The sequence below is a fragment of the Streptomyces sp. LUP47B genome, assembly GCF_001746295.1.
Taxonomy (GTDB): domain Bacteria; phylum Actinomycetota; class Actinomycetes; order Streptomycetales; family Streptomycetaceae; genus Streptomyces.
This window is the reverse complement of sequence record NZ_MJAH01000019.1, coordinates 38,973-53,269: the sequence shown is the minus strand read 5'-3', so window position 1 is coordinate 53,269 and position 14,297 is coordinate 38,973. Positions and strand designations below refer to the sequence as shown.

General features: G+C 68.1%; 16 protein-coding genes, 1 tRNA gene and 1 pseudogene. 12 read left to right on the top strand and 6 right to left on the bottom strand.

The genetic code is table 11. The features are described from left to right. Position 1: 1 nt before the first annotated feature. A complete protein-coding gene (locus BFN33_RS40795) occupies positions 2-754 on the top strand; it encodes an MBL fold metallo-hydrolase (protein WP_069765275.1) in 753 nt (250 codons plus the stop codon). Positions 755-826: 72 nt separating this feature from the next. Here BFN33_RS40795 and BFN33_RS40790 read toward each other — a convergent pair whose 3' ends face one another. Then, positions 827-2,134, bottom strand: a complete 1,308-nt coding sequence (locus tag BFN33_RS40790) for a PTS transporter subunit EIIC (protein ID WP_069765274.1) — start codon at positions 2,132-2,134, stop codon at positions 827-829. Positions 2,135-2,354: 220 nt separating this feature from the next. Between BFN33_RS40790 and BFN33_RS40785 the strand changes: the two genes are divergently transcribed. The 4 genes from BFN33_RS40785 to rdgB all read left to right on the top strand — a co-directional run bounded on the left by BFN33_RS40785 (position 2,355) and on the right by rdgB (position 4,606). Next, on the top strand, positions 2,355-2,606 hold the full coding sequence (locus BFN33_RS40785; RefSeq protein WP_079141291.1) for a glucose PTS transporter subunit EIIB: 252 nt from the start codon (positions 2,355-2,357) through the stop codon (positions 2,604-2,606). Between the two features lie 86 nt (positions 2,607-2,692). After that, complete coding sequence (rph, locus tag BFN33_RS40780) at positions 2,693-3,430, top strand: ribonuclease PH (protein ID WP_069765273.1); 738 nt, start codon at positions 2,693-2,695, stop codon at positions 3,428-3,430. A 146-nt stretch (positions 3,431-3,576) separates the two neighbouring features. Beyond that, positions 3,577-3,981, top strand: a complete 405-nt coding sequence (locus tag BFN33_RS40775) for a hypothetical protein (RefSeq protein WP_069765272.1) — start codon at positions 3,577-3,579, stop codon at positions 3,979-3,981. Between the two features lie 22 nt (positions 3,982-4,003). Beyond that, positions 4,004-4,606, top strand: coding sequence for an RdgB/HAM1 family non-canonical purine NTP pyrophosphatase (gene rdgB, locus BFN33_RS40770; protein ID WP_069765271.1), 603 nt, complete (start codon positions 4,004-4,006; stop codon positions 4,604-4,606). Positions 4,607-4,667: 61 nt separating this feature from the next. Here the strand turns inward: rdgB and BFN33_RS40765 are convergent. The 3 genes from BFN33_RS40765 to BFN33_RS55690 form a co-directional block, all read right to left on the bottom strand. After that, positions 4,668-4,744 (bottom strand) — tRNA-Leu (locus tag BFN33_RS40765). 9 nt (positions 4,745-4,753) lie between these two features. After that, positions 4,754-5,620, bottom strand: a complete 867-nt coding sequence (locus BFN33_RS40760) for an HNH endonuclease (protein ID WP_069765270.1) — start codon at positions 5,618-5,620, stop codon at positions 4,754-4,756. Next, positions 5,617-5,784 (bottom strand): HNH endonuclease, encoded by a 168-nt coding sequence (locus BFN33_RS55690; protein ID WP_370743365.1) that lies wholly within the window; start codon positions 5,782-5,784, stop codon positions 5,617-5,619. Before BFN33_RS55690 ends, BFN33_RS40760 begins: the two co-directional genes overlap by 4 nt. A 613-nt stretch (positions 5,785-6,397) precedes the next feature. On the opposite strand from BFN33_RS55690, the pseudogene BFN33_RS54880 reads away from it, so the two are divergent. Further along, positions 6,398-6,906, top strand: a pseudogene (locus BFN33_RS54880) (GNAT family N-acetyltransferase). Here the strand turns inward: BFN33_RS54880 and bcp are convergent. Next, the gene (gene bcp / locus BFN33_RS40755) at positions 6,887-7,354 is read right to left on the bottom strand and encodes a thioredoxin-dependent thiol peroxidase (protein WP_069765269.1); all 468 of its coding nucleotides are present in this window, start codon (positions 7,352-7,354) and stop codon (positions 6,887-6,889) included. The pseudogene BFN33_RS54880 and the gene bcp overlap by 20 nt on opposite strands. Before the next feature lie 93 nt (positions 7,355-7,447). On the opposite strand from bcp, the gene BFN33_RS40750 reads away from it, so the two are divergent. Both BFN33_RS40750 and BFN33_RS40745 read left to right on the top strand, forming a co-directional pair. Beyond that, entirely contained in the window at positions 7,448-7,777 is a 330-nt protein-coding gene (locus tag BFN33_RS40750; protein ID WP_069765268.1) for a DUF3618 domain-containing protein, read from the top strand. 44 nt (positions 7,778-7,821) lie between these two features. After that, a complete protein-coding gene (locus tag BFN33_RS40745; RefSeq protein WP_069765267.1) occupies positions 7,822-8,172 on the top strand; it encodes a co-chaperone GroES in 351 nt (116 codons plus the stop codon). Between the two features lie 63 nt (positions 8,173-8,235). Here BFN33_RS40745 and BFN33_RS40740 read toward each other — a convergent pair whose 3' ends face one another. Further along, positions 8,236-10,656: a transglycosylase domain-containing protein gene (locus BFN33_RS40740; protein WP_069765266.1), complete on the bottom strand. Its 2,421-nt coding sequence runs from the start codon at positions 10,654-10,656 to the stop codon at positions 8,236-8,238. 202 nt (positions 10,657-10,858) lie between these two features. Here BFN33_RS40740 and BFN33_RS40735 point away from each other — a divergent pair, with 202 nt between their 5' ends. Genes BFN33_RS40735 through BFN33_RS40720 form a run of 4 tightly spaced genes read left to right on the top strand, consistent with a single transcriptional unit; the run spans position 10,859 to position 14,251 of the window. Then, positions 10,859-11,659, top strand: coding sequence for an ABC-2 family transporter protein (locus BFN33_RS40735; protein ID WP_069765265.1), 801 nt, complete (start codon positions 10,859-10,861; stop codon positions 11,657-11,659). Then, a complete protein-coding gene (locus tag BFN33_RS40730; protein ID WP_069765264.1) occupies positions 11,652-12,473 on the top strand; it encodes an ABC transporter permease in 822 nt (273 codons plus the stop codon). Before BFN33_RS40735 ends, BFN33_RS40730 begins: the two co-directional genes overlap by 8 nt. A gap of 2 nt (positions 12,474-12,475) precedes the next feature. Then, positions 12,476-13,483 carry an ATP-binding cassette domain-containing protein gene (locus BFN33_RS40725; protein WP_256123010.1) on the top strand — a complete coding sequence of 336 codons (1,008 nt, stop codon included), beginning with the start codon at positions 12,476-12,478 and terminating at the stop codon, positions 13,481-13,483. Positions 13,484-13,516: 33 nt separating this feature from the next. Further along, positions 13,517-14,251: a DUF1707 domain-containing protein gene (locus BFN33_RS40720; protein ID WP_069765263.1), complete on the top strand. Its 735-nt coding sequence runs from the start codon at positions 13,517-13,519 to the stop codon at positions 14,249-14,251. Positions 14,252-14,297 lie beyond the last annotated feature (46 nt).

Sequence of the window (14,297 nt, the reverse complement as noted above, 5' to 3'; positions counted from 1 at the left end):
TATGAAGCTCACCGTCGTCGGCTGCTCGGGGTCGTTCCCGTCCGCGGAATCGGCCTGCTCGAGCTACCTCGTCGAGGCCGACGGCTTCCGGCTGCTTCTCGACATGGGCAACGGTGCCCTTGGCGAGCTGCAGCGCCACTGCGGTCTCTACGACCTCGACGCGATCTTCCTCAGCCACCTGCACGCCGACCACTGCATCGACATGTGCGCGTACTTCGTCGCGCGCTACTACCGCCACGACGGCGGCCGCTGCGACCCCATCCCGGTCTACGGCCCCGAGGGCACCGAGCACCGCCTCACCACGGCCTACGCCGACACCCCCACCGCCTCCTCCATGAGCGAGGTCTTCGACTTCCACACGGTCAAGCCGTCCACCTTCGACATCGGCCCGTTCACGATCCACACGGAGCGAGTGGCGCACCCGGTGGAGGCGTACGGCATCCGCGTCGAGCACGGCGGGAAGTCCCTGACGTACTCCGGCGACACGGGTCTGAGCACCGCCCTGACCGAACTCGCCCGCGACACCGACCTGTTCCTGTGCGAGGCGGCCTTCACGCACGGCAAGGAGAACATCCCCGACCTGCACCTCAACGGCCGCGAGGCGGGTGAGACAGCGACCCGCGCAGGAGCCCGCCGCCTGGTCCTCACCCACATCCCCCCGTGGACCGACCCGCAGGTCAACCTCGCCGACGCCCAAGCGGCGTTCGACGGTCCGGTCTCCCTGGCGGTGCCGAGACTGTCGTACGACATCTAGCCCCTACGGCATGAGGAAGGCCCCAGGAGAGGTTCAGGACTCCGGGGGCCTTCGTCATACTCCAGCCGGCTGTCAGGCCTTCGTGAGGTCCTCGACCTCCTCCTCGGGCTCACGGCCGGGGGTGGGGAGGTTCCACTTGATGATGGCGAAGCGGAAGACGGCGTAGTAGATCGCGCCGAAGACCAGGCCGATCGGGATCAGCAGCCAGGGCTTGGTGGAGATGCCCCAGTTGATGAAGACGTCGATGAAGCCGGCCGAGAAGCTGAAGCCCATGTGCATGCCCAGTGCCCACGTCACCGCCATCGAGACCGCGGTGAGGACCGCGTGGATGGCGTAGAGCACCGGGGCGATGAACATGAAGGTGAACTCGATCGGCTCGGTGACACCCGTGATGAACGAGGTCAGCGCCATCGACATCATCATGCCCATCACGGCCTTGCGGCGCTCCGGACGGGCCGAGTGGGCGATCGCGAGCGCCGCGGCGGGCAGGCCGAACATCATGATCGGGAAGAAGCCGGTCATGAACATACCGGCGCTCGGGTCGCCACCGAAGAAGCGCGGCAGGTCGCCGTGGAAGACGGTGCCGGAGGAGTTGGTGAACTCGCCGATCTGGAACCACGCGACAGAGTTGACGAACTGGTGCATGCCGATCGGGATCAGCGCGCGGTTGATGAGACCGAAGAGGGCGGCGCCGAAGGAGCCGAGGCCCGTCATCCACTCGCCGAAGTTGGTGATCACGTTGCCGATGGGCTCCCAGCCCAGGACGACCAGGACACCGAGAGCCGTACCGACGGCGGCCGTGACGATCGGGACGAGCCGACGGCCGTTGAAGAAGCCGAGCCAGTCGACGAGCCTCTTGCGGTGGTAGCGCTGCCACAGCACGGCGGTCAGCAGACCGAGGATGATGCCACCCAGCACGCCCGGGTTCTGGAAGCTCGCGGTCTGCGCGGCCTCCGTGCCCTTCTGCCAGAAGCCGCCACCGAGGCCGGTCGCCGTGTAGGTGGCGCCCTCGTGGCCGTCCTTGATCGGGTACTGGTGGATCACCGCGTAATAGGCGAGGAAGCCGACCACGGCGGCCAGCGCCGTCGAGCCGTCGGCCTTCTTCGCGAAGCCGATGGCCACACCTATGCAGAACAGCAGGGGCAGACCGAAGGAGCTGTCCAGCAGCGCGCCGCCGGCACCGGCGAACACCTTCGCCACGTCGGCGGGTATGTGAAAGCGCTGTTGGGAGTCCGCTTGGCCCAAGCGGAGCAGCAGCCCGGCCGCCGGCAACACGGCGATGGGCAACTGCAGGCTGCGGCCGACCTTCTGCAGGCCCTGGAAAAGACCGGAACCCCGCTTCTTCGCTGCGGGGGCCGCCGTGTCGGTGGCGGTGCTCATAACTCCTCCATCGGGTGGTGGTCTACACCACTCAGTGGTGTAGACCTGTTGTACACGATGAGGGCGTTATAAGGAACCCGTCAATTCCGCAACCGGAGGACTACGCCCCGCTGGGTTGGCGACCACCCTCCAGGTGGTGTAGACCAGCTACGGACGATTGGGTTGCTGTGACGTCATCTTCGGTACGTACGGCGCAATCGCTCGCGAAACTGAGCCCACCGTGCGTGAGGAGACCGACATGGCCACCAAGGCAGAGAAGATCGTCGCCGGACTCGGCGGCATCGAGAACATCGAAGAGGTCGAGGGCTGCATCACCCGCCTCCGCACCGAGGTCGTCGACGCGAGCAAGGTCGACGACGCCGCCCTCAAGGCCGCAGGCGCCCACGGCGTCGTCAAGATGGGCACCGCCATCCAGGTCGTCATCGGCACCGACGCCGACCCGATCGCCGCGGAAATCGAAGACATGATGTAAGGCCCGCACATCGTCCCGGCCAAGGGGCCCCACCCATCACGGGAGGGGCCCCTTCCGCATCCCCGTATCCCGCTAGGCTCAACGCCATGTCTCGAATCGACGGCCGCACCCCCGAACAACTCCGCCCGATCACCATCGAACGCGGCTGGAGCAAGCACGCCGAGGGCTCCGTCCTCGTCTCCTTCGGCGACACGAAGGTCTTCTGCACCGCCACCGTCAGCGAAGGCGTCCCCCGCTGGCGCAAGGGCAGCGGCGAAGGCTGGGTCACCGCCGAGTACTCCATGCTGCCCCGCGCCACCAACACCCGCGGCGACCGCGAGTCCGTCCGCGGCAAGATCGGCGGCCGTACGCACGAGATCAGCCGCCTCATCGGCCGCTCCCTGCGCGCGGTCATCGACTACAAGGCACTCGGCGAGAACACCATCGTCCTCGACTGCGACGTCCTCCAGGCCGACGGCGGCACCCGCACCGCGGCCATCACCGGCGCCTACGTCGCCCTGGCCGACGCCGTCGCCTGGGCCCAGGGCAAGAAGCTGATCAAGGCCGGCCGCCAGCCACTCACGGGAACCGTGAGCGCGGTCTCCGTCGGCATCGTCGGCGGAGTACCCCTCCTCGACCTCTGCTACGAGGAGGACGTACGCGCCGACACCGACATGAACATCGTCTGCACCGGCGACGGCCGCTTCGTCGAGGTCCAGGGCACCGCCGAGGCCGAGCCCTTCGCCCGCGACGAACTCAACTCCCTCCTCGACCTCGCCGTGTCGGGCTGCTCGGAACTCGCCGTCCTGCAGAGCAAGGCGCTTGATACGGTCCTCGAAAGGTAAAGGGACCGCCAAGAACGGTGGCGGGCGCGCGCAACCCGACCGGCCGCCCCGGCGTCTTCGGGAGTACGGGCGCCCGCTGTACACAACGGGCGCCCGGCCAGTCAACGGGGGCCTCCTGAGGCCTGCCACAGGGAGGGAACAGATCCATGGCCGCGAGCCGACGCCGCCGTAGTCGCCATATCACCATCGCCGCCGCGGTGGCCGCCGTAGGACTCACGGTCGGCCTCACCACCGGCTGCGACGCCGTCAGCAAGGCACTGGACTGCGTCCAGACCGCCGAGGCGGTCGCCGACAGCGTCACCGACCTCCAGCAGGCCGTGGAGAACGCGTCGAACGACCCGACCCAGATCGACGAGGCCCTCACCTCCATCGACCAGAACCTCGACGAGATCGGCGACAAGACCGACAACACCGACGTCAACCAGGCGGTCGACAACCTCAACGAGGCCGTGACCAACGTCCGTACGGCCGTCAAGAACGGCGACGAGACACCGGACCTGAGCCCCATCACCGACGCGGCCGGCGAGTTGACGAAGGTCTGCACCCCCTGACACCGGCTGGATACTGGTGGGCATGACCCGCCTGATCCTCGCCACCCGCAACGCCGGGAAAATCACCGAACTCCACGCGATCCTCGCCGACGCAGGTCTGCCCTTCGACCTCGTCGGCGCGGACGCGTACCCCGAGATCCCCGACGTCAAGGAAACCGGCGTCACCTTCGCCGAGAACGCCCTGCTGAAGGCCCACGCCCTCGCCCAGGCAACGGGCCTGCCCGCCGTGGCCGACGACTCGGGCCTGTGCGTGGACGTCCTGAACGGCGCCCCGGGAATCTTCTCGGCCCGCTGGGCAGGCAAGCACGGAGACGACCGCGCGAACCTCAACCTCCTCCTGGCCCAACTGTCGGACATCGCCGACGAACACCGCGGCGCCCACTTCGCCTGCGCGGCGGCCCTGGCACTGCCGGACGGCACGGAGAGGGTGGTAGAGGGCCAGCTGCGGGGCGTCCTCCGCCACACCCCTGTCGGCACGAACGGCTTCGGCTACGACCCGATCCTCCAGCCGGAGGGCGAGACGCGGACGTGCGCCGAGCTGACGGCTGAGGAGAAGAACGCGATCAGCCACCGGGGGAAGGCGTTTCGGGCGTTGGTGCCGGTGGTGCGGGAGTTGTTGGGCTGAGTTGCAGGCCAGGCCAGAACACGGATGGGGCGCGGCCCCCACTGGGAGCCGCGCCCGAACGTGGGGCCGACGAGACTCGAACTCGCACTGTCCACTACCTAAAAGTGGTGCCTCCTGCCGAAATTGGGCTACGGCCCCACGCACAGTTTACTGGTACTCGACGACCGGTTGCGGCGGGGTGGAAGATCCGTGCGATCGTTTAGAGAACGTGCTCGTCTGGCTGTGACAGGACGGGCACAGGTACCGCAGGTTCTCCTGGCGGTTGTCCAGACAGTCGCCGTTGACGTGATCAATCTCCAGGACGAGTCGTCTGTCCTGCCAGGTGTCTCCGATACCGCACTCATCACAGACATGCGGTACGCCGAGGTCGTCAAGCGCCCGCCTGAGCAGGACGGTCTTGGTGCGTAGGCAGTCGGGAGCGAGCCGGACCAAGATCTCGGACGCCGACTTTCGGTTCAGGGAGCGGGTGCCGCGATAGTGTCCCTGCCCCGTGAAATGAGCGGTCGACAGGCCGTGGGCTTCGACGCTGCGCTTCACGAGCGCCCGAGCTGTACCGCTGTTCATTCGGCCAAGGGCAGCCAGGACTCCGGCTACGCTCGTGGAGGCCTGAACCGCTGCCGCCAGTTCGTGGCGGGGAAGAAGCCGCGGACCATATCGCCGTCCGCTGGTGAAGTGCGAGGTGTCGATCCCGAACTTGTCCAACTTCTTTCTGATGTGGCCGTATGGAGCGTCACGTGGAGGAAGGCCCATGTACTCAACCATCTCCCTGATGCTGTGCGAATGAGCGGCGGCTTCTCTGAGTAGTTCCTCCGGGTAGCTGCGCCGTTCGCGTTCTGGCAGGGGCTCTTCCTGAAAGTGCGAGGTGTCGATGCCGTAGTGCTGGAGCCGCTTACTGAGGTAGTGGCGAGGGCCGCTACCCATCGGTGCTCCCAGCGTTCGCATTAGGTCGACCATGCTGGTGGCTTTGGCGGCAGCTCGAGTCAGCAGGTCGCATGTGTACGTCGGCCTGCTCATGCACTTGCCCTTCGCCTGCGGCCGCGGTATGTGTCCGTCACTGCATGGCAGTTGGGGCAGAGCAGTTGGAGGTTCTCCGGACGGTTGTCCCACCAGTCGCCGTTGACATGGTCGACCTCCAAGCGGAGGGGCTTTCCGTTCCACTGGGGTCCTGTGCCGCACATTGCGCAGATCTCCGGGACCCCGCGACGGAGTAGGTGCTGAAGCAGGCGACTTCCCGGGACCCGGCCGTCCTGTGGTGACCTGAGGCTCAGTAGATCGCCGCGTGAGCCCTTCGCGCCGCCCGATCGCGCCACGAAGTGGGATGTGTCGATGCCCAGCGTCGCGATACGGCGGCTGATGTGCGTGTGGTTGCCGCCCACTGGGCTGATACCCAGGCGGCGAACCACTTCTTTGACGCTGGTCGACACGGCCACGATCTCTCGAAGCGTCTCCTCGGTATGGCGCGCCCACCGGACAGGGAAGTGTGAGACGTCTACGGCCGCCTCCGCCATTTTCTGTCGCAGGTAGCGTCTGCTGCCAGGTGTGGGCGAACCTCCGCACCACCGTACGGCGTCGTCCCAGTTCGTTGTTGCCCGTGCCGCCTCTTCGAGCAATTCGCGGGTGTACCGGAACCCCATCGTTCTCCTCCGATCTCGGCCACGCGTTCGTGGCCTCGTACGGAGTAACGAACCGTCTATCGGACAGTCACGCTGGAAACGTCAAGGCAGTTGATATGCTGTAGCTCACAGCGAGGCCTTCCGGCGCGGACTCTTGTTCGCTCGGGAGGCTTTTTTCATGACCTCAGCAGAGTTGGAAATTCGCTCGGCGACCCCCGCCGATCGCCCCGCCGTCGAACGCCTCTGGCTGCTCTTCCGGCATGACCTGTCCGAGTTCGGGGGGCAACTGCCCAACCCGGACGGGACGTTCCGCAGTGAGCGGCTGGAGGCTGCATTCTCGGGAGACGAGGACTGGGCGCCGTATCTCTTCCGCCTCGGCGGGCATCCCGTCGGGTTCGCGTTCGTGCGAGGGCTCGACACGCCCACCCGGGTGCTCAACAGTTTCTTCGTCGTGCGGGCCGTGCGGAGGAGTCGGGTGGGACTGCGGGGTATACGGGACGTCGTCGCCCGGCATCCGGGGGAGTGGGAGATTTCCTTTCAGGACGTGGACACCGGTGCCGTGCGGTTCTGGCGGCGCGTTGCGTCCGAGCTCGCCGGGGACGCGTGGAGCGAGGAAGCCAGGCCGTGCCCGAGCGGCCCGACCTGGCTCCTGACTGCTGGATCTCGCTCAGATACCCAAGTCCTTGATGATCTTCGCCACGTGCCCCGTCGCGCGGACGTTGTACAGGGCCCGTTCGACCTTGCCCTCCTCGTCCACGATGATCGTGGAGCGGATGACGCCCATGTAGGTCTTGCCGTAGTTCTTCTTCTCGCCGTAGGCGCCGTAGGCCTCGGTCACGGTCTTCTCCGGGTCGGCCAGCAGCGTGACCTTCAGGGACTCCTTCTCGCGGAACTTCGCCAGCTTCTCCGGGGCGTCCGGGGAGATGCCGAGGACGTCGTACCCCGCGCCGGCCAGCACCTCCAGGTTGTCGGTGAAGTCGCAGGCCTGCTTCGTGCAGCCCGGGGTCAGGGCGGCCGGGTAGAAGTAGACGATGACCTTGCGGCCCTTGTGGGCGGAGAGGGACACGTCGTTGCCGTCGGCGTCGGGCAGGGTGAAGGCGGGGGCCACGTCCCCGGGCTGGAGTCGCTCGCTCATTGGGTCAGCGTAACCGGGGGTCCCGACAGTGCGGTCGCGGTCGGAACTGACAGACTGTCCAGGACATGTAGCAGCGACCCCGGAGGCCCCACCGTGGCGGACACGTCGGACATCAGAACCCCGGCGCAGATCGAGGCGGACATCAAGCGCCGCCGCGAGTTGCTGGCCGATACGCTCGACGAGATCGGGGTGCGGGTGCACCCGAAGACGATCGTCGGCGACGCCAAGGCCAAAGTCGTCTCCAACATCGACCACACGCTCGGGCGGGCGTACGTCTCCGTCAACAAGGCCGTCACGGATGTGAAGGCCCAGTTCGTGGACGAGGAGGGCGCACCCCGGCTGGAGCGCGTCGTGCCCGTGGCCCTCGTCGCCGTGGGGCTCGTGGGGCTGCTCGCCCTGGGAACCCGGCGCCGCAAGGGCTGACCCGGCCGCGTGCACGGGTGCCGAGGACAGGTAGGTTCAGTGGCGTGAGCGCGAAGAGAAACGACACCCCGGACGACAAGCTGCCCATCCGGATGCTGCACGACCGTGTACTCGTGCGGCAGGAGAACGGTGAGGGCGAGCGGCGGTCGGGCGGCGGCATCCTCATTCCCGCCACCGCGGCCGTCGGACGCCGGCTGGCCTGGGCGGAGGTGGTCGCGGTGGGGCAGAACGTACGGACCGTGGAGCCCGGTGACCGGGTGCTGTACGACCCCGAGGACCGCGCCGAGGTCGAGGTGCGCGGGACCGGTTACGTGCTCATGCGTGAGCGTGATCTGCACGCCGTGGCGGCCGACCGGTTCGAGGGTTCCGAGGACTCGACGGGCCTGTATCTGTAGACAGCGGTCCGAAAGGGGCCGGTGACCGACGTCACCGGCCCCTTTCGCCGTCCTCGCGGGACGTCAGTCCCATCTGTACGGGCTCACCAGGCCCGCGCCTTCCGTCGTCGCCCCGCCGCTCGGTGTGTCTCCGGTGGTTCCGCCGGTCGTGTCACCCGTCGTGCCGCCGCCGTTCGTGGTGCCGCCGTTGGTGGTGCCCCCGCCCCCCGTGGTCCCGCCGGTCGTCGTGCCGCCGTCGGTCGTGCCGCCGCCGGTGGTCGCGCCGCCGTCGGTCGTGCCGCCCGTCGTGGTGTCGCCGCCGGTCGTGGTCGTGCCGCCGTTGTCCTGGCCCTGGGTCTGCCCCTCGGTCTGGCCCGGGGTCTGCTCGCCGCCGGTGGTGTCGCCGGTGGTGCCGCCGTCGTCCTGGCCGCCCGTGGTCGGGTCGACCGGGGCCTGGCTGCTCGGGGCCCGGGTCTCGGCGCCCGGCTGGAGCTCGAGGTCGAAGTCGGTGACCGGCTTCCCCTTGAGGGCGGCCTTGGTGTACTGCGCCCAGATCTGGGCGGGCGGGCCGCCGCCGTTGACGCGCTGCAGCCCGATGGCGCCGTACAGCGACTTGTGGGCGGCGGTCACCGGGTCCTGGCCCATGACGGAGACGACCGTGGCGAGGTCCGGGGTGTAGCCCGCGAACCAGGCCGCGGTGTCCTCCTCGGCGGTGCCGGTCTTGCCCGCGGCGGGGCGGTCCGCGCCCTGGGCGGCGGTGGCGGTGCCGTTCTCGACGACGCTCTGCAGGATCGAGGTGGTGGTGTCGGCGGCCTCGCGGCTGACGGCCTGCTGGGTCTTCTTCTGAGGCAGTTCGACGGTCTCCGCGCCGTCCTTGGTGATCTTGTCGATCATCGTGTACGTGCCGTGCCGGCCGTGGTTGGCGAGGGTGGCGTAGGCCTCCGCCATGTCGAGGACGCTCGCGGTGTTCACGCCGAGCGCGATCGAGGGCGTGCCGGTCAGGTCCGGGGTGTCGGAGGGGATGCCCAGGTCGATCGCGGTCTGCTTGACCTTGTCGGCGCCGACGTCGACGGCCATCTGCGCGTACACCGAGTTGACGGACTTGTCGGTGGCCGCGCGCACGGTGATCTCGCCGTAGGAGCCCTGGTCCTCGTTCTCGGGGGCGTAGCTGCCGCCGTTCCAGCCGACGACGGGGCGCTTGTTGGTGCCGTCGTAGTAGGTGTTGGGGGTGATGGTCTGGCCGTCCTGCGTCTCGGAGTCGTTCTGGACGGCCGAGGCGAACACGAAGGGCTTGAAGATGGAGCCGACCTGGAAGTCGCCGCGGGTCGCGCCGTTCGTGTACTGCTTGACGTAGTCGATGCCGCCGTACATCGCGACGACCTTGCCGGTCTTCGGGTCGACGGAGGCGCCGCCCGCGCGGACGTAGTTGTCGGCCTTGTTGTTCTTCTTGTCGAGCTTCTTCATCACCTGGTCGTCGACGGCCTTCACGAAGGCGTTCTGCTTGCTCTTGTCCAGGGTGGTGGTGATGCGGTAGCCGCCGGCCTCCAGCTGCTCCGCGGTGATGATCTTGTTGGTGGTGAGGTAGTCCTTGATGGCCTGCACGATGTAGCCGCGCTGCCCGGACAGGCCGGTGGAGACGGTCTGCTCTTTGGGCATCGGGAACTTCAGGCCGGTGCGCTCGGACTGGGCCAGCCAGCCCTTCTTGACCATGCCGTCCAGGACGTAGTTCCAGCGGGCCTCGGCCGCCGCCTTGTTCTCGGGGTGCGCGACGACGTCGTACTCGCTCGGCGCGTTGACCAGCGCGGCGAGGTAGGCGGCGTGGGCCGGGTCGAGGTCGTCGGCGTCGGTGCCGTAGTAGGCCTGGGCGGCGGACTGGATGCCGTAGGCGTTGCGGCCGAAGTAGCTGGTGTTGAGGTAGCCCTCGAGGATCTGGTCCTTGGACTGGGTGCGGTCCAGCTTGATCGAGATGAAGAACTCCCTGGCCTTGCGGGTGACGGTCTGCTCCTGGGCCAGGTAGTAGTTCTTCACGTACTGCTGGGTGATCGTCGAGCCGGACTGCTTGCCCTTGCCGGTGGCGGTGTTCCAGCCGGCGCGGAGCATGGCCTTGGGGTCGATCGCGGACTCGCTGTAGAAGTCGCGGTCCTCGGCGGCCAGTACGGCGTGCTGGGCGTCCTTGGAGATCTGTGCGAGGGAGACGTTCTCGCGGTTGACCTCGCCGTCGCGGGCGAGCTGGCTGCCGTCGGCGTAGAGGTAGACGTTGGACTGCTTGGTGGCGAGCGCGTTGGCCGGCGGGATGTTGACCATGGAGTAGCCGAGGAAGAACAGGCCGGCCAGGGCGATCAGCCCGAGGACGAAGGTCCCCAGCACCATGCGCCAGGTCGGGATCACCCGTCGCCAGCCGGTGCGCTTGGGCCGCTTGGCCTTCTTCTGCCCGCCGGGCCCTTCAGCCGCTTGCGGGTCTGTCGGTGCCCAGCCCTCGGTCGGCTGCTGCGGCTGGTCGCTCATCTCGTGCACGGACTCCTGTTTCGCCTCGTACGTTCCCGTACGACCTCGTTACGCCTTCTGCGTCCCCTGTTGAAGACTCTCGCACCATGCGTTCCGTTCCCGGATATGGCGCGCGTCTCCCCGGGAAAATGGGTGGCCCGCCTCGTCACCTGCGCACTAGGCTCCTGCGCTTTGGTGTCGCGGGCGGAGGAGGGCTGTGGATGTGGGTTCCTGGCGGTTGTACGCCGCCGTCGCGGCGGGTGGATTCAGACGGTACGCGACATATCGTGCGGCCACGCTCGCAGGTGTGTTCACCAACACCGTCTTCGGTGTGATCCTCGTCTACACCTATCTCGCGTTGTGGGACGAGAAGCCCCATCTCGGGGGCTACGACCAGGCGCAGGCGGTCACCTACGTATGGCTGGGGCAGTGCCTGTACTCGACGCTGGCCATCCAGGGCGGCGGTGCCGAGAAGGACGTGACCGAGCGGATCCGCACGGGTGAGATCGCGGTCGACCTGTACCGGCCGGCCGATCTCCAACTGTGGTGGCTGGCGAGCGACTTGGGCCGCTCGCTGTTCCAGCTGCTGGGACGCGGAGTGGTCCCCTTCGTCTTCGGCGCGCTGTTCTTCCGGATGGCGCTGCCCACGGACGTCACCTCGTGGGCGGCGCTGTTCGTGGCGCTGCTGCTCGCGATGGTCGTGAGCTTCGGGATCCGCTATCTGGCGGCGCTGAGCGTGTTCTGGCTGATGGACGGCATGGGCATCATGCAGGCCGTGATGATCACGGGCGTCTTCTGCTCGGGCATCGTTTTCCCGCTCAACGCCTTCCCGGGGGTGCTGGGGGACATCGTGCGGGCGCTGCCGTGGGCGGCGCAGCTCCAGATGCCGGCGGACGTGCTGATGGGGGAGGCGGATCCGCTGGGGGCGTACGCCTTCCAGGCGACGTGGGCGGTGGTGCTGCTGGCGGCCGGGCGGATGCTGCAGTCGGCGGCGACGCGGCGGGTGGTGGTGCAGGGTGGCTGAGACGTCGCGTCTGGGTGAGGGTGTGCGGGCCTACTGGTTGATCGCGGGCATGTGGGTCCGCTCCTCCATGACCTACCGCACTTCGTTCGTCGTCACCATGTTCGGCAACCTTTTGATGACCGGCCTGGACTTCGTCGGGATTCTGCTGATGTTCTCGCAGGTGGACTCGCTGGGTGGCTGGGGCCTGCCCGAGATCGCCTTCCTCTACGGCCTCTCGGTGACCGCCTTCGGGATCGCCGACCTGGTGCTCGGCTCGATGGATGTGCTGGGCGCCCGGATCCGGGACGGCTCCTTCGACATACTGCTGGTGCGGCCGGCACCGGTGCTCGCGCAGATCGGCGCGGACCGTTTCGCGGTGCGCCGCCTGGGCCGGATCACCCAGGGCACGGTGGTGCTGGTGTGGGCGCTGGCTTCGGTCGACGTCGACTGGAGTGCGGCGAAGGTGCTGCTGGTGCCGTTGATGGTGGTCAGCGGTGCGGCGATCTTCTGCGCGGTGTTCGTGGCGGGCGCGGCCTTCCAGATCTTCGCGCAGGACGCCTCCGAGGTGCAGAACGCGTTCACGTACGGCGGTACGACGCTGCTTCAGTATCCGCCGACGGTGTTCGGGAAGGACTTCGTGCGCGGGGTGACGTTCATGCTGCCCCTCGCCTTCGTCAACTGGGTGCCGGCCTCCTATGTGTTGGGTCGGCCGTATCCGCTGGATCTGCCGCAGTGGGCGGCCTTCGCGTCGCCGCTGGTGGCGGTGGCGTGCGGTGCGCTGGCCGGGCTCGCGTGGCGGGCGGGCCTCGGTTCGTATCGGAGTACGGGGAGTTAGAGGTGGACCAAGTGGTGGACGTGGTGGCGGACTTGGCGGTAGACGCTTTCATCGAACTCGACCGCGTCGAGAAGGTCTTCGACGTGCGCAAGAAGACGGGTTTCCTCAGGCGGGAGCGGCGCCAGGTGCGGGCGGTCGACTCGATCTCCTTCACCGTGGCGCGCGGCGAGATGGTCGGGTACATCGGCCCGAACGGCGCCGGCAAGTCGACGACGATCAAGATGCTGACGGGCATCCTGACGCCGAGCGGTGGTCGGCTGCGGGTGGCGGGTATCGACCCGTCCCGGGAGCGGACAAGGCTCGCCCACCGCATCGGCGTGGTCTTCGGCCAGCGCACGACCCTGTGGTGGGACCTTCCGCTGATCGACTCCTACAAGCTGATGCACCGCATGTACCGCATCCCGGACGCCCGTTACCGCGAGAACCTCGACCGCTGCGTCGAACTCCTCGAACTGGCCGACCTGTTGGACGTGCCGGTACGGCAGCTGTCGCTGGGCCAGCGGATGCGGGGTGACATCGCGGCGGCCCTGCTGCACGACCCCGAGGTGCTGTACCTGGACGAGCCGACCATCGGACTCGACGTCATCTCCAAGGCCAAGGTGCGGGGGTTTCTACGGGAGTTGAACACCGAGCGCGGTACGACGGTCCTGCTGACCACTCATGACCTCCAGGACATCGAACAGCTCTGCTCGCGCGTGATGGTCATCGACCACGGGCGCCTGATGTACGACGGTCCCCTCGTCGGACTCCACGAGGTGGGCGAGAGCGAACGCACTCTGGTGGTGGACCTGGAGCGGGAGTTGCCGCCGATCGAGGCGCCGCCCGCGCGCGTGGTGAAGGTGGAGGGGCCGCGGCAGTGGCTGGCGTTCCCCGCGTCCGAGTCGGCGGCGGCGCTGGTGGCGCGGGTCGCGGCGGAGTATCCGCTGCTGGATCTGTCGGTGCGGGAGCCGGACATCGAGGCGGTGATCGCGAAGATGTACGCCGGAGAAGCGGAGAAAGCGGTGTCGTAGCCGTGGGGTGCGGTAACTCGTAGGCTGCTGTACATGACCGACGCTGTGTCTTCCGGGGGGACATCCCCCAGGCCCCCCGGCCCGGAACTGCGGGCTGCCGACGCCGATCGTGAGCGAGTCGCCGAGGTCCTGCGGGACGCCCTCGCGGAGGGGCGGCTCGACATGGAGGAGTTCGAGGAACGGCTGGACGCGACGTACAAGGCACGGACGTACGGCGAACTCGCGCCGATCACCCGGGATCTTCCGGTCGGCCAGGTGGCCGTCCCCAGGGTCGACATGCTGAAGCGGCCCGAGCCGGACGGGAGTTGGGCGTCCCGGATCGTCGGCGGTGAGGGCTCGTCCACGTGGGCCGTCGCCGTGATGTCCGGGTTCCAGCGCAGGGGGCGGTGGACCGTGCCCCGGCGGTTCAACTGCTTCGCCTTCTGGGGTGGTGGTGAGCTCGATCTGCGGGAGGCGAACTTCGCCGACGGCGAGGTCGAGATCAACTGTGTCGCGATCATGGGCGGGGTGCAGGTGATCGTGCCGCCCGGGGTCGAGGTCGTGGTGCGCGGGATCGGGATCATGGGCGGGTTCGACCACGCTGAGCAGGGTGTCCCAGGGGAGCCGGGCGCGCCTCGGGTGGTCGTGACCGGGTTCGCGTTCTGGGGCGGGGTCGGGGTCGAACGGAAGGTGACGAGGGCCGAGCGGCAGCGGCTCCGCGAGGAGCGGCGGCAGGAGCGGCTCGATCGCCGGGAGGCGGTCCGGGAGCTCCGACGGGGCGAGGACTGAGCGGTCGGTGGGCGGGTGCGGGTCCGTTGTGGCTGGTCGCGCCCCG

Bases quoted from the DNA above. Each gene is read 5' to 3' on its own strand.
- BFN33_RS40795 (WP_069765275.1), top strand. From the start codon at position 2: ATGAAGCTCACCGTCGTCGGCTGCTCGGGGTCGTTCCCGTCCGCGGAA.
- BFN33_RS55690 (WP_370743365.1), bottom strand. From the start codon at position 5,784: ATGTGCGGCACAGGACCCCAGTGGAACGGAAAGCCCCTCCGCTTGGAG.
- rdgB (WP_069765271.1), top strand. From the start codon at position 4,004: ATGACCCGCCTGATCCTCGCCACCCGCAACGCCGGGAAAATCACCGAA.
- rph (WP_069765273.1), top strand. From the start codon at position 2,693: ATGTCTCGAATCGACGGCCGCACCCCCGAACAACTCCGCCCGATCACC.
- BFN33_RS40775 (WP_069765272.1), top strand. From the start codon at position 3,577: ATGGCCGCGAGCCGACGCCGCCGTAGTCGCCATATCACCATCGCCGCC.
- BFN33_RS40790 (WP_069765274.1), bottom strand. From the start codon at position 2,134: ATGAGCACCGCCACCGACACGGCGGCCCCCGCAGCGAAGAAGCGGGGT.
- BFN33_RS40740 (WP_069765266.1), bottom strand. From the start codon at position 10,656: ATGAGCGACCAGCCGCAGCAGCCGACCGAGGGCTGGGCACCGACAGAC.
- bcp (WP_069765269.1), bottom strand. From the start codon at position 7,354: ATGAGCGAGCGACTCCAGCCCGGGGACGTGGCCCCCGCCTTCACCCTG.
- BFN33_RS40720 (WP_069765263.1), top strand. From the start codon at position 13,517: ATGACCGACGCTGTGTCTTCCGGGGGGACATCCCCCAGGCCCCCCGGC.
- BFN33_RS40760 (WP_069765270.1), bottom strand. From the start codon at position 5,620: ATGAGCAGGCCGACGTACACATGCGACCTGCTGACTCGAGCTGCCGCC.